This is a genomic window from Formosa sejongensis, from assembly GCF_033447105.1.
GTDB lineage: Bacteria > Bacteroidota > Bacteroidia > Flavobacteriales > Flavobacteriaceae > Formosa.
Genome location: NZ_JAWQUN010000020.1, coordinates 57,982 through 82,477 on the forward strand (window position 1 = coordinate 57,982; position 24,496 = coordinate 82,477).

The 24,496-nt window shown below is 31.5% G+C and carries 18 protein-coding genes and 1 pseudogene; 14 read left to right on the top strand and 5 right to left on the bottom strand.

Annotated features, from left to right (window positions below; all coding sequences use genetic code 11):
• Positions 1–270: 270 nt before the first annotated feature.
• The 11 genes from R6X41_RS15600 to R6X41_RS15650 all read left to right on the top strand — a co-directional run bounded on the left by R6X41_RS15600 (position 271) and on the right by R6X41_RS15650 (position 14,852).
• Positions 271–1,485: a sensor histidine kinase gene (locus tag R6X41_RS15600; RefSeq protein WP_318501278.1), complete on the top strand. Its 1,215-nt coding sequence runs from the start codon at positions 271–273 to the stop codon at positions 1,483–1,485.
• Between the two features lie 380 nt (positions 1,486–1,865).
• Complete coding sequence (locus R6X41_RS15605; RefSeq protein WP_318501279.1) at positions 1,866–3,356, top strand: acyl-CoA dehydrogenase family protein; 1,491 nt, start codon at positions 1,866–1,868, stop codon at positions 3,354–3,356.
• A gap of 944 nt (positions 3,357–4,300) precedes the next feature.
• Entirely contained in the window at positions 4,301–4,558 is a 258-nt protein-coding gene (locus tag R6X41_RS15610; protein WP_318501280.1) for a hypothetical protein, read from the top strand.
• 241 nt (positions 4,559–4,799) lie between these two features.
• Positions 4,800–7,169 carry a TonB-dependent receptor gene (locus R6X41_RS15615; RefSeq protein ID WP_318501281.1) on the top strand — a complete coding sequence of 790 codons (2,370 nt, stop codon included), beginning with the start codon at positions 4,800–4,802 and terminating at the stop codon, positions 7,167–7,169.
• A gap of 31 nt (positions 7,170–7,200) precedes the next feature.
• Positions 7,201–7,989, top strand: coding sequence for a DUF4625 domain-containing protein (locus R6X41_RS15620; protein WP_318501282.1), 789 nt, complete (start codon positions 7,201–7,203; stop codon positions 7,987–7,989).
• A 55-nt stretch (positions 7,990–8,044) separates the two neighbouring features.
• Complete coding sequence (locus R6X41_RS15625; protein WP_318501283.1) at positions 8,045–8,524, top strand: DUF4625 domain-containing protein; 480 nt, start codon at positions 8,045–8,047, stop codon at positions 8,522–8,524.
• A 971-nt stretch (positions 8,525–9,495) separates the two neighbouring features.
• Positions 9,496–10,083 (top strand): TetR/AcrR family transcriptional regulator, encoded by a 588-nt coding sequence (locus tag R6X41_RS15630; protein ID WP_318501284.1) that lies wholly within the window; start codon positions 9,496–9,498, stop codon positions 10,081–10,083.
• A gap of 8 nt (positions 10,084–10,091) precedes the next feature.
• Positions 10,092–11,471, top strand: coding sequence for a TolC family protein (locus R6X41_RS15635; RefSeq protein ID WP_318501285.1), 1,380 nt, complete (start codon positions 10,092–10,094; stop codon positions 11,469–11,471).
• A gap of 6 nt (positions 11,472–11,477) precedes the next feature.
• Positions 11,478–12,470, top strand: coding sequence for an HlyD family secretion protein (locus R6X41_RS15640; RefSeq protein ID WP_318501286.1), 993 nt, complete (start codon positions 11,478–11,480; stop codon positions 12,468–12,470).
• A 1-nt stretch (position 12,471) separates the two neighbouring features.
• Positions 12,472–13,641, top strand: a complete 1,170-nt coding sequence (locus tag R6X41_RS15645) for an ABC transporter permease (RefSeq protein ID WP_318501287.1) — start codon at positions 12,472–12,474, stop codon at positions 13,639–13,641.
• Between the two features lie 2 nt (positions 13,642–13,643).
• Positions 13,644–14,852: an ABC transporter permease gene (locus R6X41_RS15650; RefSeq protein WP_318501288.1), complete on the top strand. Its 1,209-nt coding sequence runs from the start codon at positions 13,644–13,646 to the stop codon at positions 14,850–14,852.
• 1,014 nt (positions 14,853–15,866) lie between these two features.
• On the opposite strand, the gene R6X41_RS15655 is transcribed toward R6X41_RS15650, so the two are convergent.
• Positions 15,867–16,772, bottom strand: a complete 906-nt coding sequence (locus R6X41_RS15655; RefSeq protein ID WP_318501289.1) for a 3-keto-disaccharide hydrolase — start codon at positions 16,770–16,772, stop codon at positions 15,867–15,869.
• A gap of 27 nt (positions 16,773–16,799) precedes the next feature.
• The gene (locus R6X41_RS15660; RefSeq protein WP_318501290.1) at positions 16,800–17,231 is read right to left on the bottom strand and encodes a DUF5060 domain-containing protein; all 432 of its coding nucleotides are present in this window, start codon (positions 17,229–17,231) and stop codon (positions 16,800–16,802) included.
• Positions 17,232–18,475: 1,244 nt separating this feature from the next.
• Here R6X41_RS15660 and R6X41_RS15665 point away from each other — a divergent pair.
• Positions 18,476–19,186, top strand: a complete 711-nt coding sequence (locus R6X41_RS15665) for a FadR/GntR family transcriptional regulator (protein WP_318501291.1) — start codon at positions 18,476–18,478, stop codon at positions 19,184–19,186.
• 281 nt (positions 19,187–19,467) lie between these two features.
• Here R6X41_RS15665 and R6X41_RS15670 read toward each other — a convergent pair whose 3' ends face one another.
• The 3 genes from R6X41_RS15670 to R6X41_RS15680 are packed head-to-tail and all read right to left on the bottom strand — an operon-like array spanning position 19,468 to position 22,674.
• Complete coding sequence (locus R6X41_RS15670) at positions 19,468–20,493, bottom strand: UDP-glucose--hexose-1-phosphate uridylyltransferase (protein ID WP_318497880.1); 1,026 nt, start codon at positions 20,491–20,493, stop codon at positions 19,468–19,470.
• A gap of 2 nt (positions 20,494–20,495) precedes the next feature.
• On the bottom strand, positions 20,496–21,656 hold the full coding sequence (gene galK, locus R6X41_RS15675; protein ID WP_318501292.1) for a galactokinase: 1,161 nt from the start codon (positions 21,654–21,656) through the stop codon (positions 20,496–20,498).
• Positions 21,657–21,675: 19 nt separating this feature from the next.
• Complete coding sequence (locus R6X41_RS15680) at positions 21,676–22,674, bottom strand: GntR family transcriptional regulator (RefSeq protein ID WP_318501293.1); 999 nt, start codon at positions 22,672–22,674, stop codon at positions 21,676–21,678.
• A gap of 126 nt (positions 22,675–22,800) precedes the next feature.
• Between R6X41_RS15680 and galE the strand changes: the two genes are divergently transcribed.
• Both galE and R6X41_RS15690 read left to right on the top strand, forming a co-directional pair.
• Positions 22,801–23,826, top strand: a complete 1,026-nt coding sequence (gene galE / locus R6X41_RS15685) for a UDP-glucose 4-epimerase GalE (protein WP_318501294.1) — start codon at positions 22,801–22,803, stop codon at positions 23,824–23,826.
• Between the two features lie 224 nt (positions 23,827–24,050).
• Positions 24,051–24,340 (top strand): annotated as a pseudogene (locus tag R6X41_RS15690) (IS982 family transposase); the annotation flags it as partial.
• Positions 24,341–24,496: the final 156 nt, after the last annotated feature.

Sequence of the window (24,496 nt, forward strand, 5' to 3'; positions counted from 1 at the left end):
ACTATTACTGCTGTAATTACTCTTTAAACATAAAAAATGATTTACTAAAAGATTAAAGAGATCTATCAGTACTTATTAAGAACAAAAGAAGTTACATATCCCTGATATTCGGCATTTATAGTAGATAAGTGTTATATGTTGTTGTTAACCACAAATTTAAAATCACTTTTATTTAAATTTATAATACGACGTAATAAAAATTTCAAATTGGGAAAAATTAAAAATGATTACCTTTATTTTTCATAAACCAATAAACAATAACAAAAAAGAATGATTCCTGCTAAATTACCATACAACGAAACGGAACGTCTTGACGTTTTAAATAGCCTTAAAATTTTAGATACCGTTGCAGAAGATGATTATGATAATCTAACAGAACTTGCTAGCTTTATTTGTGGCACGCCTATTTCACTAATTTCACTTATTGATAAAGATAGACAGTGGTTTAAGTCTAAAAAAGGATTGACAGCCTGCGAAACGTCACGCGATATTTCTTTTTGTGCACACGCTATCCTTGAACCTTTAGACATTTTAGAAGTACCAGATGCAAGACATGACATACGTTTTATAGATAACCCCCTAATTAAACTTGAAACACCAGTGATTTTTTATGCAGGTATACCGTTAAAAACGGAACAAGGAATCCCTTTAGGTACGCTTTGCGTTATCGACAATAAACCCAATTCTCTCACTCGCGAACAAAAAAATGCATTAAAGAAATTAGGAAAACAAGTAGAAAGACTCTTGCTATTAAGAACGAAGAATAATGAACTAACGATTACAAAAGAAAGTCTTAAAAAACATAACGGACTTCTTAAAGAATTTGCTGCTGTAGTATCGCATGACCTTAAAATGCCATTGGCCAATTTAATACTCACTTCTGATATTGTAAAAAAGAAATATAGCAATGTGATGGATGATAAGGGAAAGGAATATTTAGACTATTTAAAAAAGTCTTCTCGTTCTATGAGTGATTACATTACAAAAATTTTAGACCATTATGAATGTATCTCATACGATATTGATGATACCCAGCAATTTGGAATTAATGATTTATTAGAAGATGTTATCGATTTAATGAACATAAAAGATAACTGTGAAATCTTAACACCTGAAAAAAATATTGATATAATTTGTAATAACACGGCTTTACAGCAGATTTTCATGAATCTAATTGGCAATAGTCTTAAATATGGAGATAAGGAAAAAACGATTGTAGAAATAGAAGCAAGCTCCAGTGACAGTTTTTATAAATTTAAAATTCGTGATAACGGCAGGGGAATAGAAAAAGAAAAACTTGAAACTATTTTCGGATTATTTGTCACGATAGGTCATTTTGATAATGCTGGAGAAAAAGGACACGGTATAGGTTTATCTACAGTACAAAATCTTGTAGAAAGTTTAGGCGGTAAAATAACAGTATCATCGGAACTCGGCATATTTAGCGAATTTATATTTACCATTGCCAAACGCATATCCTTTTAAGTCGATTTTACATAAAACACTAAACAAAAGCCTTTTGTGATAAAACACAAGTAAAATCCACTTCATTATTAGAATTATAAATTAATAGTAACTTGCATAAAATAGACCAAAACCCATTCCAAACATATGACATTTTACATTAGTAAATTTGTTATAGACTAAATAAATATTAAAGCTAATTTCACACCTTAAAATGCAAATAAAACTTTAGACAAAGTAATTAGTTTTTAACTAAAAAAGTTAATCATACTATCTAAGCCCTGCAAATAAGAGTTAAACTAATATAAAAAAATCTAAATAACTGATGCTATTTAGATTAATTCTAATTATTATTACATTAAATATAGTTAAATAATAAATTCTTCAAAATAGTAATTACAATGAATAAAGATTTTTCAGATTTTATTAAAGACTTTAAACAGACTTTAAAAGATGTTTTTCATCAAAGGTATGATATCCATCAATTTAGTAAAGAACGCGGATTACCAGGAATAGCTTTAAGAGATATAATGGCTAAATCTCCTTTATCTGTTGCTATCCCAGAAGACAATGGAGGAAGAGGTCTTAAAGTTGATGAATGCCTTAGAATATTATCTGCTGCGTCATATGAATCTCTACCTTTATCCTTAACGTTTGGTATTAATATCGCTTTATTTTTAGAACCCGTAGCTAAATATGCTAATCCTGATGTGAAGGAAAGTATATTTAACCGTTTTCTAGAAAAACAAAACATGGGTGGTTTAATGATTACTGAGCCCGATTTTGGTAGTGATGCACTTGGAATGCAAACCTATAACGAAAAAGTAGGAGACCATTATAATGTAAAAGGTACCAAGCATTGGCAAGGCTTAACGGGAATGGCAGATTATTGGCTTATAACTTCTCGTGGAAAAAATGCAAATGGAAATTTGAATAGAGATATTGATTTTTTTATATGTGATGTCAGCAAACCTAATCAACAAATAATAGTAGAAGAATATTATGACAATTTAGGACTTTACATGATTCCTTATGGAAGAAATAAAGTCGATGTACAAATTCCTTCTCAATACAAATTAGAACCACATAGTTCTGGTGTTAAAATGATGTTAGATATTCTACACCGCAGTAGAATGCAGTTTCCAGGTATGGCTTTAGGTTTTATAAAAAGAATGTTAGATGAGTCTATTAAATACTGTAATTCACGTATTGTAGGTGGGAAAAAACTATTGGAATTAGACCAAGTTAAATATCAAATTTCAACCATTCAAAGTTCATATACAATAGCTTCTGCCATGTGCTTTAGAAGTAGTACCAATAGTGGCATCGAAAATGATTTAGCGAATCGCGGTATAGAAGCTAATGTCATGAAAGCTTATGTTACCGATCTTATGCAAGAAGCGGCACAAACCTTAACCCAATTATCGGGCTCTAAAGGATTTAAAATGGAGAATATTGGCGGTAGAGGTATTATGGATAGTAGAGCGTTTCAGATATTTGAAGGCTCTAATGAAATGCTCTACACTCAAATTACAGAAATGTTTTTTAAATTAATGAAACGTAAGAAAGAGTTTAATATTTATAGTTTTTTAAAAGAGTATGAACTTACTACAAATTCATATTCATATTTTAAAGAGTATGTTAATTTTACTGTATCTCCAGATTTGAAGCAAAGAAAAATGATTGATTTAGGAAAAGTATTTTCTAGAATTATATCTCTTAATTTTGTTTTGGAAATGCAAGAAAAAGGGTTTAGACAAGATCTAACGACTAACTGTATAGAACTATTAAAGCTTGATGTATCCAATTTAATCAATTCGTTTAACTCAAAAAATACAGTCATCCAAATTGAAGATTATAATGAAAATAGTGAATGGTATAACTTTATCTAATAAAGAACACTTTAGCCGTTAGTATTATTTAAACAAGGGTATCAAATTAGTCCAGTAGATTAATTTGATACCCTATTCTCTATTAATTTTACTTCTTTAGCTGTAAGTAAATGAGTTCTAAATTTGAATGATTTTCTTCTTGAAAACAAATATTTGCTGATGTGCCATATTCATCAGGACTTAATCTTAATTATTTGGAGCTTCAGCATATTTTATGGTTTTATTGAATATTAAAACGCTCTAATTAAAAAGAATCGAAATCTTATTTTCGTACCATTTTATGCTTTAGAGCGTATATATAAAAAAACGAAATTATAGAAGTCGATGTGAAAAAAGGAAAAAAAATAACGCCATTAAGATTTCGAAAAGCTACCTTTTATAACCGACTCAATAAACGAGAGTTTGAATTTTTGATAAATTTATTTGACTTACAAGCTGATTAAATTACAGGCTTATACAAAATAAGAAGGCAGATAGAATTGTTGTTCAAGCAACTCAAGCAAAATTTCCAATTAGAATATTTCTAATGAGATAATGAAAACGCAATCAAACTACAGATTTACTGTATTTTAATAGTTAATCTGTTGACGGCTAATATCAAAAATAAAATTGGGCATCTTCAAATTTGTTTAGCTTTTGTAAAATACATCTTTTTAATTACATTAATTTGATGAAATTTCTTGAAAACCCAGAAAAAGACTGGATAATTGATAACGCTGAAAATGAACAATTATCATTTTACTAGTAACTTGTTTTCGAAAAAATCCTAAAAACACAATGCGAAACACTTAAAACACACGACTTAAACGATTTACACATATTAACAGTTCGTTAACATTTTAACTTAATATTATTATAATTTTATTCTATACTTTTACGGATTAATGAGAAGTAGTCGTATAAAAAATAGCATTACCTTTTTGTTCCTCATCCTTTTTCTTTCAATGAAAATGGTTGGGCTACATGCGCTATCTCACGCTCATGATATAGAAGACAACGATCACGCACTACATTGTGTTATTTGTGATCATGCAACTGCAATAAATCTTACACCTGCACTTACTCCAGATCTACAAGAATTTTCATTTGAAATTAAGGAGTATGTATTCACACAAGACTTAAGAAAATATTACAATTATATTCATTCGAATACCTTTGCTACAGACGAGCTCGTTTCTAGACCTCCTCCTACTTTACTATAAATTCCCTATACATTTTATTATTTTAGAAATCCGCTAGTGTGTTTTATCTGGTTTTGGGATTGTTTTTGGTAACTGTTATTATATTCTATTCTGTTGAATATTAATAGCTTTAGACCATATAACTATTCACCATAATCAACTTAAAACAGTTACAACTAGTACGTTCTACCTTCTACATGTATAGGTTTTGTTATTGGTTCTTTTAAAAAGGACAATTTTACAAATCTTATAGTATTTCAATATGCTTCAAAAAACAATTGGTGTTTGGCTATGGTTTAGCCTATGCACTATTGCGTTTGCTCAAGATTCTTTTCTAGTAAAAGGAACTGTGCTTAACGCCACCACGTTGCAACCTATCGAAGGCGCTTCAATTAGTGGTAATGATTTATTTTCTATAACATCTAGTACTGGTGATTTTACACTAAAAAATGTAAAACAAGGGACTTATACCCTGACCATAACTAGCATGGGATTTACACCTAATATAATCACAATAGACGTTGGTACCGAATTACAAGATGTTATTGTACGCTTAAAAGAATCTACCACAGATTTAGATGAAATAGAAGTACATGGGAATTCTAAAAAAAGAGAGATCATGGAATCACCTGTGGTTTCTTATACCGTTTCTGAAGAATTTTTGAATAAAAACAGGGAAAATAGTCTGATGCAAACGTTAAGTAAAATTCCTGGTGTAAGCACGATTAGTATTGGCTCTGGACAATCTAAACCCGTCATTCGAGGCTTAGGATTTAATAGAGTTGCCGTTGTACAGAATGGTGTGAAACACGAAGCACAGCAATGGGGAAACGATCATGGATTAGAAATAGATCAATATGGTATTGAGAATATACAAATTATAAAAGGGCCTGCCTCTTTAGTGTATGGATCTGATGCTATTGCTGGTGTTGTAGATATTCAACCTAATAGTGTACCTCTAATGCATTCTTTTCAAGGAGAACTCAATGTGATAGGACAAACTAATAATGATTTGATTGGGGTTTCTGTGGGTGCAACTGCAAGAAAACACTACTGGTATTATGGAGGGCGTTTAACATATAGAGATTATGCAGACTATAAAGTCCCAACAGATAAAATTAGTTATGAAAATTACATTTTCGATTTGCATGATAATAATCTAAGGAACACAGCTGGTGAGGAGGCTAATGCTAGTTTTAATATTGGTTATATTAAAGATAACATAGAATCTGAAACCACGTTTAGTAATGTGTATGCTAAAAACGGTTTTTTCGCTAATGCGCATGGCTTAGAAGTTAGAACGTCAGATATCGATTACGATAGCTCTAGTCGTGATATCGATTTACCATACCATATGGTAAACCATTTTAAAATTACAAATAACACCTCTATCATGAGTGGTGACCATACGTTTTTGTTCGATTTGGGCTATCAAAACAATTTAAGAAGAGAATATTCCGAACCTGTTCCTCATGGTTATATGCCTAAACCATCTAATACTTTAGAGCGTGAGTTTAATAAAAACACCTATGCGTTAAATATTAAAGATGCTTTTACTTATAATGAAAAACACGATCTCGTTTTAGGTATAAACCTGGACTATCAAGATAATTCTATTGGCGGGTGGGGATTTTTAATTCCTAATTATACGCGTTTTACCGCAGGAGTCTTTGCTTTTGATACGTTCGAAATTAATCCCGATTTTCATGTTTTAGCAGGTATTCGTTACGATTACGGCCTAATTAACACCAAAGCATATTACGATTGGTTTCCATCAACAATAAAAAATGAAGATGGTACGACCTCGTCTGTATATGTACAAAGAGCACAGAACAAATCTTTAAATTTTGGAAGTTTCAGTGCTTCTGCAGGATTGAGTTATATCAATGAAAATACGACCTATAAAGTTAATATTGGTAAGAGTTTTAGAATGCCACTTCCAAACGAATTGGCCTCAGATGGTGTAAATTATCATATGTACCGCTTTGAGAAAGGTAATTTAAATTTAGATCCTGAAGAATCTTATCAATTAGACTTTGAACTCGATCATTCTACCGAAAGCTTTGGGGTTGTCTTTAGTCCTTTTGTAAATTTCTTTGAAAACTTTATCTATTTAAATCCAACTTCCGATTATTACGAAGTCCTACAGATTTACGAATACACACAAAGTAAGGTCTTCAGAATTGGAGGAGAACTAAGCGCTACCACTACCATTTTTAACAAATTAGAATTAGATGCTACTGCAGAGTATGTGTACTCCAGACAAACTAGTGGCCCTAAAAAAGGATTTTCTATACCATTTTCCCCGCCTTTGTCTGCTATGTTTTCAGCTAATTATCAACTTAAAGATGTTTCGGTTTTTAAAAATTCGCAGCTAATGGCGGATTATAAAATAACAGCTGCACAAGAAGAGATTGTACCTCCAGAAGAGACTACAGAAGGGTACCAAGTATTTACCATGTCGTTTTTCACAGAACTCGATGTGTTTAAAACCAATGAACCCCTAGAACTGCAAGTCAAAGTTAATAATGTATTCGATACTAAATATTACGATCATACTAGTTTTTATCGGCTAATAGACGTTCCTGAAGCAGGAAGAAACTTATCATTATCCGTCACAATACCATTTTAAATTAAATAACAATCAATTAATATTAACACCTATGAAAACAAATTTTATGAAAGCAAATTTTAAATTTTTAGCCATTATCCTTTCACTAGGATTCTTTTTACAATCTTGTAGTAGCGACGACGACGGCGCAATAACAATTGCACCCATAATTACCAATTTCGAATTTGGAGAAGGTACAGATCATTCTACAGACCCGGTAGCAGAAAGAGGTACAGACCTTCATTTAGAAGCAGAAATTTATGCCGAAAATGTAATTAGTAGTATTACCCTTAGAATTCATTCTCACGATGAGATTACTCTTTCAGAAGGTGAAGTAGAATGGGATTTTGAACAGGTTTATACCGATGCTTCTTACCAAGTTATTAACGCTGTATTTCACGAACATATAGATATTCCTGCAACTGCACCTGCTGGAGAGTATCACGTAGAACTTATTGTTGTCGATGAGTTAGGAAACAGTACTGAATCTGAAGGTCATCTTGATGTTTTAGCTCCAATTACCATTAGTGACTATGAAATGGATGAGACTGTTTTACGTGGAAATGATTTTCATGTTGAATTTATGGTAGATGCTCATAATGGTATCCATGAAATTAGCGTAGACATTCATGCACATGGACTTGAAGTTGCAGCTGGTGAAGTTGAATGGGATTTTGAAATGGTTTATGATGAATTCCATGACCAAACAGAAGCAGAATTCCATAAGCATATTGATGTTCCTACAACTGCTCCTGCTGGCGAATATCATGTTACTTTTACTATTGAAGATGAAAATGGTAATATCGAAACTTACGAAACACATATCGATATTACAGCTTAACAATTAATTACACCGCATAGTATTAACGTACTATGCGGTTTTAAACCTTATTACCATGAAATTTATACTAAAATACAACTACCTAATACTAATCTTATTGGTATTAGCATCTTGTTCAGATAGTGATTCTGTAGACAAAGACGAAGAAAAACCTGAAATAACCATTAATTACGAAGATGGTTTCCCTCAAGCGTGCGCTCAACTACCAAGAGGTGAGACGTATATTTTTAAAGCCCTAGCAACCGATAACCAAGCATTAGCATCATACAGTTTAAACATTCACCATAATTTCGATCACCATACACACGACGATCAAGGAGAAACATGTGATTTAGAACCCGTTAAGAATGCGGTTAATCCATTAATATTTCTAGAAAATTTTCCCATAGAAGGCGGAGTGACAACCTATGAAATACAAATAAGTGTAACGATTCCTGACGATGTAGACACAGGAGATTATCACTGTTCGTATTCTGTAACTGATGAAACGGGTTGGCAAGCATTAACCTCTGTCGATTTTAAAATTATTGAATAATAGTACTTAATTCATGCTGGTAACCAATTAGAATCACAAAACACTTCTAATTCTAAAAAAACAAAGCATATAACTATTGAAAATTAACAAACCTCGTCCTTTAAACATAATTTAAAGGACGAGTGTTTATGTGTCCACATCTTTATGACCAATGATCAAAAAGATTATTATTAATGCGATTAAGGAAATTGATTTTAATTTTTTGCATTTTGGTTCTTTTTCTATTGGCACCAAAAGTTAATTACTTTTATTTGAAGTTAAAGTTATAATTATCTTATACCTATAGATTGGTTTTATAAAACTTCAGAAGAAAAAGAGTAAGGCCTTATTCTTAATAACAAAAAAAATACCATGACATTTATCTTAAAGTAATAAAACCGAATATGATATGTCAATTATTAGCCTAAAAACCATTTTACCCTAGCCGTATTTCTCAACAAAACTCTCCTGATTCATCCCATTCTTGGCATACAGTCGATATGGTATAAATAAAAGATAAGTGTACTAATAGAATAGAGTAACCCATAAAAAAATATTGGTATTATAATTCTCAATTCAACTTCATGTATTCCCTTAAACTTAAAAAAGTTTCATTGGTAGACTACCTTTAATATTAGAGATATTTACTATTTAATAGCAACCACGCTCCTACTTACATCTCCAGACATTGCCTCGTATGAAGAAAATACATACATTTTATGTTCAATACATATTTTGCATAGTTAATAACTTTTGCACTATTCACACAAAAACTACACTCCAATACTACTCGCGATTATACAACCCCAATTATTAAATATAACGACAATAGGATCCTATTAACTTTAAAAAAACGCTAACATAATAGCATCCATCTATTTAATATGTCATTTAGTTTAAAAAAAAACTGATTGTTGATAAAATTCCTCCATAAATAATTAATGAATGAATGTTTATTCATACATTTGTATCTTCAAATATAATGTACAACTATGGCGAGAAAAGTAGACGAAGAAAAATTGCTTAGAATAAAACAAGCAACAATGAAAACCATTGTAGACTGTGGTATTGAAAAAACAACCATTGCTATGATTGCAAAAAACGCAAATGTTAGTGGCGGCTATTTATATAGATTGTACAGCGGAAAACAAGAATTAATTAATGAATTATATTTTGATAAAATAGCATCTTTAAATCAAGAGCTCGATTTTTTTATTGGGTTAAATCCAACACGTGTAGCCGACATTTTAAGAGCATTTATTCAAAACAGAATTGTATATGCTCAAAACGAACTTGAAGCTTCAAAATTTTTCTACCAGTTACTCCATAACGACAACTTTATTATAACAGACCAATTAAAAGCTGAAACCAATGTAATCATCGAAAAGATTAAAACCATTGGTGTACAAAGTGGTGAAATACATATAAACAGCAGTCTTTACGAAATATCATATCATTTTATTGTGTATGTCGTTGATTACATACAATTTCATCGGAAACGTTTTTTTGGAAACGAACCGCCTTCAACGATAAACATAGAATATTTAGCACATAATATATTAACCATTTTAAAAAAATAAAATTAACAATGTCAGGCGACAAACTAAAAAATAGTATAGAACACACCTTTAAATGGGCGTTACTATCATTACTATTCTTGACCATGTTCACAACACATGCGCAAGAATTAAGTTTAAAACACGCTTATGATTTAATGCTAAGTACTAATGGAGATTTAAAAGCTTCAAGTTTTGAGAACGAAGCCGTTAAAGAAGAAGAAAAAGCAACGAAAGGGTTACGCTATCCATCGGTGAGTATTATGGGGTCTTACATCACCTTAGCCGATGATGTTACACTAGATCTAAATCCGGCTCAAGACATTATAGGCGGCATCATTGGTGGACTTCCAGAAGGTGGTCTCGGAGACTGGAATTTTACCTTGCAAGAACAAAATTTTGGTTTTGCAGCGGCAAATGTGACTTGGCCCATTTTTGCAGGTGGAAAAATTAATGAAGCTAACAAAGCAGCAGCATTAAAATCTGATATTTCCGAAAACCAACACCATCTTAAAGAAGACCAGTTCACAGCGAATTTAATAGATTATTATTATAAACTTAAACTGGCAACAGAAGCGTTAGATTTATATACTAGTGTTTTAGAAACGGTTAAGATTCATAACGATCATGCCGAAAAGCTGTTTAAAAACGGTATTATTCCTGAAGTAGAAACATTAAACGCGAAAGTCGCACTATCTAATGCTAAAAGAGAATTATTAGGGGCAGAAAAAGATGTGTCACTAGCAAAAACAGCCATTCAAAATTTAATTGGTGGGGAAACATTCAGTTCGGTTTCAACAGAATTTATGCCTCCTATAATATTACCACCTTTAGAAGAATTTCAACAGGACATGTTAAGCAATAATAAACAGCTATTACAAATTGAACAAAATTATCAGTTAGCAAAAATTGGAGTGAAAGTTGAAAAAAGCGACTATTTTCCTCAAGTAGGCGTCTTTGCAGGCTATTTATTATGGACGGATAATTTACCATTATTAGACGATTATAGATGGGCTGCCGGTGTTGGTTTAAGTTGGGATATTTTTGATGGTTTTACAAGAGAACATAAAATTAAAGCGTCGCAACACAAAGTGTCTCAAGTTGAAGAAATTGACAAACAAGCACGTTTAAATATACTAACCTATACCGAAAAATTATATCGCGAAATTCAAAAACAACAAGAACAATATGAAAGTTTAGATTCTGATGAAGCTTTAGCTGAAAAATTAAAGTTTATGAGAACTCGCGGTTTTGAAGAAGGTACAGGAACGTCCTTAGAAGTGATTGACGCGACCTTGCAATTAAATAAAATTAAACTTTTAAAATTAAAAGCACTTTACCAATACAATGTAACCTACGGTCAATTAATGATTCATTTAGGTGAAACAACCTCTTTTTTAAATAAAAATTAACTTCAAATGAAAAATTCAAAATCAATAAAAACAATAGTCGGAATTTTAGTGCTCGCCATTTTAGTACTGGTAAGTATTTGGCTTTTAAACAAACCTAAAGACGTCGTTTTTCAAGGTAGAATTGAAGCTAAAGAAATTTATCTTTCGGCCAAAATACCTTCACGTTTAAAAACCATAGAAGTCAAAGAAGGCACAAGTGTTCTAAAAGGACAATTACTTGCTACCCTTGAAAGCCCCGAAATTGATGCTAAAGAACAACAAGCATTGGCAGCTAAAGATGCTGCAACTGCACAACAAAGCAAAGCTATAAACGGCGCTAGAGCCGAGGAAATAAATGCCTACAAAAGTGTCTACGAAAAAGCTATCCTTGGAGCAGACTTAATGATTAAGTCTTATGATAGAATTGAAAATTTATTTAAAGATGGTGTGGTTTCTGAACAACAAAGAGATGAAGTCTTAGCGAAAAAAAATGCAGCCTTAAAAGATCAAGATGCGGCATACGACCAATATCAGATTGCTTTAAAAGGCGCTAGAAAAGAAGATATTGCCGCAGCAAATGCGTTGGTAAAAAGAGCTGAAGGTGCTTTAAATGAGTTAGAAAGTTATAAAAGTGAACAATTTATCTCTAGTCCTATCGATGCAGAAGTCATGGATTTTTTACCTGAAGAAGGGGAATTAATTGGCGCTGGATATCCCGTAGTACATTTGGTAGATTTATCCAACGCTTACGCTGTTGTAAATGTGAAAGAAACGAGTTTATTCAACTTTGAAAAAGGTTCAGAATTTACCGCAACGATTCCTGCACTACAAAACATAACGGTGACATTTAAAATTTACTATGTGGCAGCCTTAGGAGATTACGCGACTTGGAACGCTACAAAAACAACTGGAGATTTTGACATTAGAACTTTCGAAATTAAAGCGTCTCCTGTAAACCCAGAAATTGAATTACGACCAGGAATGAGCATTTTAATTGATGCTGCACAATTTAAAAACTAAAATGAAATCGTTTTTATACATTATTAACCGAGAATTCAGGATGCTTTTTCACAATAGAGCAATCTTTATTTTTGCAGTTATCTTACCCATTTTATCCATAGTTTTTTTCAACACTTTACTTGTTAAAGGTGTTCCAAGAGATTTACCAATAGCTGTCTTAGATTTAGATAATACTTCCATCTCAAGACATCTAATAAGTCAGTTAGATGCTACCCCTGAAATTCTGGTTAAATATAAACCTGCAGATCAATTAGAAGGAGAGCAATTGGTAAAAGAAATAAAAGCATACGGTTTAGTTATTATACCTCCTAATTTTGGAAGTGATCTAAAACAAGGAAAACAAACCACCGTAATTAACCAATATAATAGTAATGTGCTGCTGCCTTCTGGTTTAGAAAATAAGGCATTTAGAAAAGTGGTGGCCACATTTTCGGCTGGAATAAATATTCAAAAGCAATTGGCTAAAGGCACTGCGATGCAACAGGCAAAAGCAAATTTTCAGCCCATAACGTCTGATAATCACACCTTATCTAACCCGTACACGAATTATTCCTATTATTTAAATTCTGGTTTTTTAACCTATTTTTTACAAATTTTTGTAATACTCACCACTATTTATTGTTTTGGTGTCGATTTAAAATACAATAAAGGAGAAAAGCTTTATAATATTGGGAAAGGAAATTTACCTATCATTCTATTTGCCAAAACACTGCCTTATACGTTATGGTTTTTATTAATTGGTATTATAATGTACTACAGTATGTTTATGTTTCAAGATTTCCCTTTATTAGGAAATAAAGGCATGCTCCTTTTAGGACTGTTTTTCTTAATTACGTCTACACAGGCTTTTGCCTTATTATTTATAGCGTTAAGCAGAAGTTTTAGAGAAGCGTTAACGTTTGGATCAGGGTTTGCTGCCGTGAGTTTATCGTTCTCTGGAATTACTTTTCCCATTTTTGGAATGCCTAAATCCATACAATATTTAAGTCAAATATTTCCTTTTACACACTATTTTGAAATATTTGTAGATCAGACGCAACGCGGCATTCCCGTATTATACTCTTTTAAACCCATTTTAATATTAATAGTAATAAACGTGGTTGTTTTTTTATTGAGTTATAAAAAGTTAAACAATTTATTAAAGCAAGGTTCATTTTTAGAACGTACGTAACTATGAAATCATTTTATAAAAAATATCATCGTGCTAAAGTATCATTCTGGAATGCTGTTGCTACAGAATGGAATGCTATAAAATTAGACAAGGCTTTAATCAGTACCTTTCTATCGGTAGCATTTGTCATTTTAATTGTTTACACCTATTTATATTCAAGAGAAGTTATTACAGAAGTTCCTGTTGCGATTGTAAATCAAGATGAATCTAAAACAAGTCGAGATTATATTTCAATGCTAAATGCTTCAAAAGGGATATATACGAAAACAAATTACACCGATTTAAAAGCCGCTGAAGAAGATTACTATGAAAACATCGTTAAAGGAATTGTAGTCATTCCAAAGGATTTTGGAAAAGATCTTAGAAGAGGCCGACAAACAACCATATCGACCTATGCTGATGCTTCCAATATGCTTTTTTATAAAGAAATTCTTGGAGATGTAACGGTAACTACAGGATATTTTAACGCTGGTATTGCTATTAAAAAAGAAATGGCAAAAGGAAATTCAATGGCACAAGCCAAGGCGAACTATTCTCCTGTACAAGCAGTAACCACCAGTTTATTTAATGTGTCTTCAGGATATGCAACCTATTTAATTCCTGTGTTAACCGCATTAATAGTACAGTTGGTTTTATTAATGGGAATAGGAATAATAAACGGAACACGACACGAGGATAACAAGATGTTATCCAATTTCCCAAGACTCCTTCACAAAGGCGGAACAATTCCCGTATTATTAGGAAAATCGTTTGTTTATACGTCATTATTCTCCATCATTTTACCTCTTCAAATCGGTATTGTATATTCTTTGTTTTCAATACCCGTGAGGTCTTCAATATGGATGGTATATCTATTTTCTTTACCGTATTTGTTAGCCATAGTATTTTTTGGTATCGCTATTAGTTCTTTGTTTAAACGAAGAGAAGATTCTATAGTATTTATAGTTTTAACGTCCATACCGTCTTTAATGCTAAGTGGTTTATCTTTTCCAATAGAAACATTTCCTAAATTTTACCAATATTTCACACAAATAATACCGTCAACACCTGGGATTAATGGATTTGTAAAATTGACACAAATGGAAGCCACTATTAGTGAAGTCTCCCCGGAATGGAATCACTTATGGGTATTAGCACTTGTCTATTTTATAATAGCGACTGTAACGTTAAAGTTACAATCAATTAAAGAAAGAAAAATTTCTACTAAATAAATCTTCCATAATAAAACGATTTAGACTTTTTTCATAACACAGTAAACGTATGCCCCTGGAACAATACCATCGGCAAATCAAAACAATGTTATTCCATCTAAATACCTGCTTCATTATAATTGCATAATTTACAACTATAATTAAGCAGGTATACTATTGCAAATATCTAATTTCTATAGTTTTTTAACTATCATAATTTCTTCAGTTTTTTGTTGAAAAAATCCAGAAATAGTGATCTTACTTAGGTTGTGTCATTAGAATAGAACTTACCTTGATACTATTATGCTTCCATAGTGACAAAGTTTTATTTGGCCAGAGCAATTGTTTCTTTGTTCTCTTTTCTTTCCATAGCTTGATTGGACTAACTATGCAAAAACATGTAAGATTATAACCTACAATATATCAATCAAAAGAAATAATTATACTAGAATCGTAAACTAAATCTATTTACCAGCACAATGTGTAGTACATCCCTATATTTAAAGGATTTTGCTCTACTTGATGTATGTCATAAAGGTATAACACTTTATTTTCCTTTGTTTGATTGCTTAGTCCTTAAAAAGGTAAACACATCAATCTTTTCTAAGATAATAACAGTAAAACATTTCATAAGTCGTAATTTTAACAACTTAGTTACTGATTAAAACACGTTACCCTTTAATAATAATAATAATAATAATAATAATAATAGTGAAATTTACTTGAAGATTTTATATTCGTAACTAAGTAGATTAATGTCAAAATCATAGCCTACGCGTACTGATATTTACCATGAAAATATTGTAAATGTTCGAACTTTCTTTTCTAGGTTGACTCTATTTAATTGTCCTATAAATCTAATAGTACAAATTCTACGATATACATAATTAAGTCTTAATCGTTTTTAAACCCGTATCATTGGTCATTTGGAAATTAGTTATTTATCCATCGATAAATATCCTGAACTCTTGATCAAAATGATTCAAATTAATTAGGATAACTTAATGCTGTTTATAAATGACGTTTCATTATAGCCTATGACTTCAATTGCTTAGCAAATTCGGAAGGCAATGCATTAACCGATCTGATTTTAATATTCTTATAGTACACTTCTGCACCTTCACTCTGAAGTTGGATTTTTCCTTTGGTTAACGGTTTAGCAACATCGTCTGTTCCATAAGTCACCGAGTTTTCCAACACCAATACTACTTTTCCATTAACAATATGATACGCCTTATCGCCGAGGCAAACCAAATCAATTTGATTCCAGCCTTCTAATTTTCCGTAGTTCTCACTTTTTCTACAACGTCCGTCTTCTCCTGTTTTAAACTGCTTATACTCGCTGTCTGGATTGTAGATAAAAATATCCCAATCTGAATTTGGATTTTCTTTCTTTATCGCTCTTATATCGGCACCAGAACCTGCTATAGTGTAGTAATCTCCACAATCTTCTTCTTGAATCTGAAATTCTTGAGACTGCATCCAACAGTTCCAAAATGCCCCTTGTTCCCCGATGGCATGGTACAACACACCACTATCCATAGGTTTGTCTAAACGTGGTTCGTATTTCTTTTCGCCCCACTTAAACATCAAACTTAAATGGTAATTTTCGTATTCCTTTTTGGTGGTTACTGCGCCATATATTTCTCCTGAAATTTTCAACATCGGTTCGCCATCTATTTCAACAGTTGAAAACACATTTAAAGGATCATTATTTAATCCTAAAGCCGTGCCCTCGTCCATACCATTCCCTTTTTCATAACCTTCAATATCTACGGTGAGATGCGGAGCACCAACAAATTCGTCCCACTGACTCAGTTCTAAATCTAGGAGGTGTTCCCATTTGTCTTTTGTGGGTTCGTCTGAACGCCAAGACGTCATGGAAAAACAAAGTAAAATTACGGCAGTAGCCAAAAGGGTTGGTTTTAAAATAGTTTTCATAAATATGTGTTTGTAATGATGAGTATATTATTTCTTTCTGTTGATTAGTTTCACAATAATGACGTTGTCTATCCCTTCAAATTCAGGGTTCAATACCATCCGACTTTTAAAATCGACTTCGTGAGGCTCGGTATATATAATAGTAAGCGGATTAAACCATTGTATTGGTAACTTTTTAAGGGAGAAACTACTTATGGATGTCGACGTCCCTTCCTGATTCGGATTGAAACGCACCAACCATTCGTTATTTCCATTATTAAAACCAGGTACAGTTACTTGAGAATTGTCGGGTGCTTTGAATGTATACGATAAGTCCACATGAAAAGGTTTCTCGATATTTCCATTTAGCGTAAACAGCACATCAACCGTTTCCCATTTATTCCCTTGAATAGCCTTCTGACTAAAAGAATTGGGTAGTATAATTAAAAATAAGAACGTGAAAAGCACGATTCTGTTCATGTAATGTAATTTGTTTATGGATGAATTTATGTTGCTGTTTTTAAAATAGTGCGTTTGGTTTTAATCAAGGTTTATAATAGCATAATATAAACACTTAAATATATTCTTTTTACAGACGTTAGAGAAATGAAATTTCGAAAAGCATTTGTTTTTTTTACAACGTATATTATCTATTGCTTTTACTTAGCCCGAACCTTTGGTCTTGTAGTCCATAGGTTCGGTATAATGGTTATAAATAATGATATCTAGGTGTGGTTATAGAAAAATTTCATGCAACGAATATATATAATCTATTCAAAATTCATTTACTGTGGGCTACGTTTAATTGATATTCTAAATTGGTTATCAGTATACACGTTTAAGAATAGTCATTTAGAAAAAATGAACGTCCTTAATTGAAGAAAACACAAATTTATCAATCATACTATGACCAGTTAACACTATTATCATATCACAAGTCATACTTTTTAAAATCCAACTGGAGATAAAATCCACCCTTTTATGTTTCAGAAATTTTATTGTCTTAGTGATTTTAGGATAACACTAAATTATCAGGTAAATTTTATTCTTAAGAATACGGGTAATGCTATAAGTCAAGTAATTAATTTTTAAATTATAAATCACCCAAAAATATCCCGAACCTCCTCATAAACCCGATCAAAATTAAGCTGTATATCATCCTCAGAAAACACCTGTTTTTCTTTAGACACCCCTATTTTAATATTCAGTAACATACACTGAACCTTATGATTGGTTCCATTGAAAACACTACAAAAACCAGCAAGGTATTGATTTATGAAAACGTAACATTAATTCCCCCTAATGTCTGCTCCCTTGTACGCGTGGTTTTATCTCAGGCATATTGGTCGTTACCATAAAGAGTAAAGCTTACCAAATGGGCTCCAACTATTTTTAAATCACCAAAATCACATGTTAATAACCTTAAAAATAAGCTTTAGTAGAGCTATCTATCACTTTAAAATGATTTCTATTGATTTGTTGATTATCTATATATTTAAACTTACAACCCCTAAAAGATTAAATATTCGAAAACATTGATTTATAAAAAAAGGAAATTAATTGCTAAAATTAATCTATATTAAAAAACTTTTCTATTCATATTTCTATATTTGATTAGAAAATTTTTAATTTTTAAATAATTTAAATTAAGCTAGAAAAATTATGTTTTTGTATTTAACAAGAATAGTTCACCTTTGTTTTTTTAGTAAACTATTCTCGTACATATGGAGTTAAATGTAATTACAAAAAACAGTAATAAAGAGGTTCTAAATAGTATTATATCTAAAATAAAAGATATTATTAATGATAAAAATTTAGAGCCTGGAGAAAAACTACCTTCTGAACGGGTATTGTCGGAAAGATTTGGAGTAAGTAGAAGTATTATCAGGCTAGCTATCCAAAAATTAGAATTATATGGATTATTAAAATCTAGACCTCAAAGTGGAACATTTGTGGCTGATATTGGGGCAATTGGCAGAAATGGAATGATAGAAAGTATTTTACGATTAAAAAATGCTGAATTTAAATCTTTGGTTGAAACCAGGATTTTGTTAGAATTAAAAACTGCAGGATTAGCTGCTTCAAGAAGATCAGATGAGGATTTAAACCAAATTAAAAAAGCACTCGATTCCTATTGTGATAAAGTATTGAAGGGTGAAGAAGCTGTTGAAGAAGATTTATTATTTCATTTAGCAATAGCAGAGGCCAGTGATAATAGCACACTAAATAGCTTAATGCTAATAATCATCCCTGAAATCATTACTAATTTTGAAAAACTTCACGTTTGTGATGGAAATCCATCAGCTTTAACAATACAAGAGCATACAGATATTTACGAGGCCATTAAAAATAAAGACGCATCACTTGCAAAACAAAAAATGAAAGACCATTTTAAAATGTTATATAATTATTGCTATGATGAAAAAGAAGAATGATTAAAACTCATATGTTCTTGGAATTAATAATTTAAAAGTCATAGTGTATCATTCCATTTTAAAATAAATAATATAAATGTGTAGGCTTCCCTAAAAACAGTACGCTTATACCTCGTTTAATACTAAAGAGATATTCTTTATTAACTACCTTTAAAAATAAGTACTAAAAATACTTATAAAATGATTTTAAATAAGAAACCATCTAAAACAAACTTTTTTAGAAGTCATTATAGATGGTTTTTATAATTTAATCCAACGTATTAGTCAACGTATACTTGAACTTATTCTTCAATTAATTTTGACAACATTTTAGCTGCAACCTCGGCAGTAATGTCCCGCTGTGGCGACCCGAACATTTCGTAACCCACCATGAATTTTTTAACCGTAGCGCTTCTTAATAAAGGTGGATAAAAACTCATATGCCAATGCCAATGGCTATTATCTTCTCCATTAGTTGGTGCTTGATGAATACCACTAGAATACGGAAATGATGTATTAAAAAGCTTGTCGTAAGCCTTAGTTATTACCGAAATAGCTTCGGCAAAAAGTAACGATTCGTTAGCTTCTAAATCAAGAATACTTTTTTGATGTCTTTTAGGAACAATCATCGTCTCGAATGGCCAAACTGCCCAAAACGGTATCAACACAACAAAGGCATCATTCTCGAAAATTATACGTTCTTTTTCTTTAAATTCTTGGGTAAGATAATCACCTAAAAGACTACTCTTGTTTTTGTTGTAATAGTTTAATTGATGTGTGTTTTTCTTTTCAACTTCGTTAGGCAAAGTAGATTGACTCCAAATCTGTCCATGTGGATGCGGATTACTACAGCCCATTACAGCGCCTTTATTTTCAAAAATCTGTACGTAGTTTATAGTATCCTTTTCTCCAAGCTCCTTATATTCATGTTGCCATGCCGAAACCACTTTCTCTATGGATTCTGGAGACATATCTGCCAAACTTTTTGAGTGATCGGGACTAAAACAAATCACCTTACAAATACCTGTTTCACTTTGGGCTTGCAACAACCCATCGTTAATATTAAATGCTTTTGAATCGTTTTGAAGTGCTGCAAAATCGTTTGTAAACACAAAAACATCTTTGTAATCAGGGTTTATTTCACCGTTAATCCTAGTATTTCCAGCACATAAATAACACGAAGGATCGTGTGATGGTCGTATCTCTTTAGAGATTTCTTCATTTTGTCCTTGCCATGGTCTTTTAGCTCTATGTGGTGATACTAAAACCCATTCTCCTGTAAGGATATTAAAACGTTTATGCGAATAATCTTGTAAGTCCGTTTTCATTATTAATGGTTTAATTCGTTAATTATATGAGTACCATCAGAAAGTTTTACTTCGTAAATCGAGCACTCTGTATTAAATTTAGTTTTATAAGCTTCAGTAATGTAATCTTTAAAAGCAGGTACCTCAGATTTTGCAATCAAATTAATCGTGCAGCCGCCAAAACCACCGCCCATCATTCTAGAGCCTAAAATATTTGGATTCGACTTTGTTTCTGCAACTAAAAAATCCAATTCATCACAACTCACTTTATATTGTTTTTGCAAACCTTCGTGCGAAGCATACATAAGTTTCCCCAATGCTTTCAAATCGTCAGTTTTCATTGCTACCGACGCCTCTCTTGCGCGGTTATTTTCTTGAATTACATAAAGTACTTTCTGATAGTTCTCTGGTGTAACTTTGTCTTTTATGGTTTCTAAATCAAATTCTGTAGCATCCCTTAAAGCTTTCACATTTAATAATTCAGAAACAGATTCACAAACCGAACGTCTATCATTATATGCACTATCTGACAGACTATGTTTAACATTTGTATTTATTAGCAGGAGTTCGTAATCTTTAAAATCTATTTTATAAGATGTCGCATTTACAGTTCTGCAGTCTAGTAATAAAGCAGTATCCTTAACACCAAACATACTGGCATACTGATCCATAATTCCACATTTAACTCCGACATAATTATGTTCTGCTTTTTGCGAAATTAATATCATTTCGTGTTTTGTTAACCCCAAATTAAATAGCTCGTTTAAGCCAAAAACCACACTGTTTTCTAATGCTGCAGACGAAGACATTCCTGCACCGCCTGGTATATCGCCTCCAAAAGCGATATTAAAATTTCCTATCGTTTTATTTCTATTCTGGATCTCTGAAACCACTCCTAAAATATAGTTTTGCCAACATCCCTTATTTAAAGGTTTTAGATTATCTAATGAGAATGTTATACTTTCAGTTTTATCTACTGCAAAAGCGCTTGAACTATTTGTATCGCTTTTCTGAATAGCCGCTACAATACCTTTATTAACAGCAGCAGGAAACACAAAACCATCATTATAATCTGTGTGTTCTCCTATAATATTAATTCTTCCTGGCGAAAAAATCAAGATTGGTTCTACTTTAAAGTTATTTAAAAAACTTGTTTTAACGGTATTAATTAATGTCGTATTCATGTCTTTGTTACTTAAATCATTATAATGAATTCCTAAGAATTAAGGTATTTATGTTTTCAATTTGTAATTGCTCATTATTTAAAATCATTTGAGCCAAACGTTCTCCCATATGATTAAAATCTGTTGAAATGGTTGTAATACCTCCCTCTACAATTTCCTTTAAAAGTGTATCGTTATAAGAAATAATTCCTACATCCTTTGAAAGCGTGTAATCCTTACTTTTCATCCCTTTTATAATGCGTAATAAATTTTTGTCGTCTGGAATAACATAGACTTCACCTTTAGAGATCACTCTATCTTTTAAAGACTTGATTACTTCATATTTCAATCCATTTGCTTTGCAAAATTTCACAAACCCTTTTCGCATTCCTAAAGGTTGATTGTCTTCCGAAAAGTGTAAAATTATGGTGTCGTAGTTCTGAATAAGATGTAAAGCTTCGGTAAGATTGGTGAAGATATCTTTTTCAAAATTTTGATAAATTGCGGCGTATTGTGACAATTCAGGATGTGTCTGATCCAAAATATACACCTTTTCCTTTGGTAATTTTTCAATAACCAATTCAGTGTTTTTTAAATTGGCAGGCATAATAACGTAGTAGTTATACAATCCAATATTTTCATAAATTAACTTACTAAAAATGTCTTCATTGAAATGATGAAAATAAATATCTACTCGAATATTACTGTTTAGATTACTTATAAACGAGTTATATAAATCTTCTTTAAACGAATTTAATTCGTCAAACAGCAAGAATACTTTCTGGCTCACATCTATACTATCATTTAAAACATAATATCCTTTTCCGACAATAGATTGAATAATACCCCTTGCTTTTAATTCATTGAAAGCTGTTAGCACAGTATCTCTAGAGAGTTTATGTACATCTCTAATATTATTAATTGAAGGTAATTGGTCTCCCTTTTTTAAATCGCCGGAGATTATAGCATCTTCAATAGATTCTATAATTTGCTTGTACTTAGGTACACCTGTATTCTTTTTTATGTTAATAACACCCATAATACAAAGGTAAATAAAATTCACAAACAAACTAGTAGGTACTAGTATGTTTTTAAGTAAATTTAATATCTTTGAAAAACTATTAATTAATCTATTATAAATTTTAATGCATAACAAATACGAGATATGAAACATAAAATTATAGTAACAGGAGGATTAAGATTTATTGGTTCTCATGTTGTAGTAGAACTACAAAACGAAGGATTTGAAGTGGTTATTATTGATGATCTTTCAAATTCTACAGAAGACGTTTTGAATGGTATAACATCCATTACGGGACAAAAACCAGTATTCGAAAAATTAAATTTACGTAATAAAATAGGTGTTATAGATTTCTTTAAACGTCATCATGATGTTATTGGAGTTATCCATTTTGCTGCGTCTAAAGCCGTAGGCGAAAGCGTTAAACTCCCTTTGTTATATTATGAAAACAATTTGAATTCGTTAATTTATATTTTACAAGAATTATATAAAAAAGATACAGCAAACTTTATTTTTAGTTCGTCTTGTACGGTTTATGGTCAAGCAGAAACACTTCCTATAACAGAATCTGAAGCTATAAAAAACGCAGAATCTCCTTACGGAAACACCAAACAAATTGGAGAAGAAATTATACAAGATACCTGTAAAGTTTCGGAAAACTTAAAAGCAATTGCGCTTCGTTATTTTAACCCTATTGGAGCACATGAATCGGCAAAAATTGGTGAACTACCAATTGGAACACCTCAAAACCTAGTGCCGTTTATTACACAAACAGGGATTGGATTAAGAGACCAATTATCTGTATTTGGAGATGATTATCCAACCGAAGATGGCACATGCATACGTGATTATATTCATGTGGTCGATTTAGCTAAAGCTCACGTTGCAGCTCTTAAAAGACTTATTAATAATAAAAACGATGATAATTATGAAGTCTTTAATATTGGGACAGGTAAGGGGTCGTCTGTTTTAGAAGTGATTTCAGCTTTCGAGGATGTATCTAAGCAGAAATTAAATTATAAAATAGTTGAACGAAGACAAGGTGATGTTGTTGCTGCATATGCCGACACTACCAAGGCAAATGATGTTTTAGGGTGGAACGCAAAATTGAATTTGAAAGACGCCCTTTCTTCGGCTTGGAAGTGGGAACAAAAAATAAGAAATAACTAATTTAAAACAATACATTTCATTCAAATACCTGCTTACGTATAGTTGTATAATTCATAACCATATATAAGCAGGTATTTAGCTTTTACAAAGTAGCGCAACAAAAATCGCAATTAAATAATACAACGAAATACCATTACATTTATCTTTAGATTTCAAAACACAGAATAAAGCATATCCATTCTCAACCTAAAAGCAATTTTAATGTGTAACCCTATTTCAGGTCAGACAAAAGATATCTTTCTTCTAAATGGCAACTTAACTTATTTGATGTGTGTCAGATAAAACTAGAAACTCCGATGAAAAAGAATCAACCTAATTTTATAGAAAAACCTTATATGTAGGAAATCTAGAAAACGTATTGAAACCTTATTTTCTCAACTTTGTGACCAATTTATGATATGCTAAATCTTTTGAAGGATTTAAAACCAGAATATTATCTAAAATTACCGTACTAACTGTTATACAATATATCAACCATTTTATATTGGGTAGAAAAATAAAATACTACTATTAGGCTTTCATTATTTTATTAATTTCAAATTACAACCCAAATAGTCTTGGTAAAAACATTGAAATACTCGGAATATAAAGCACCATTAACAATACGATTACCATGATAATCAAAAATGGAATCAATGGTTTTATAACTTCAGAAACCGATATATTAGCC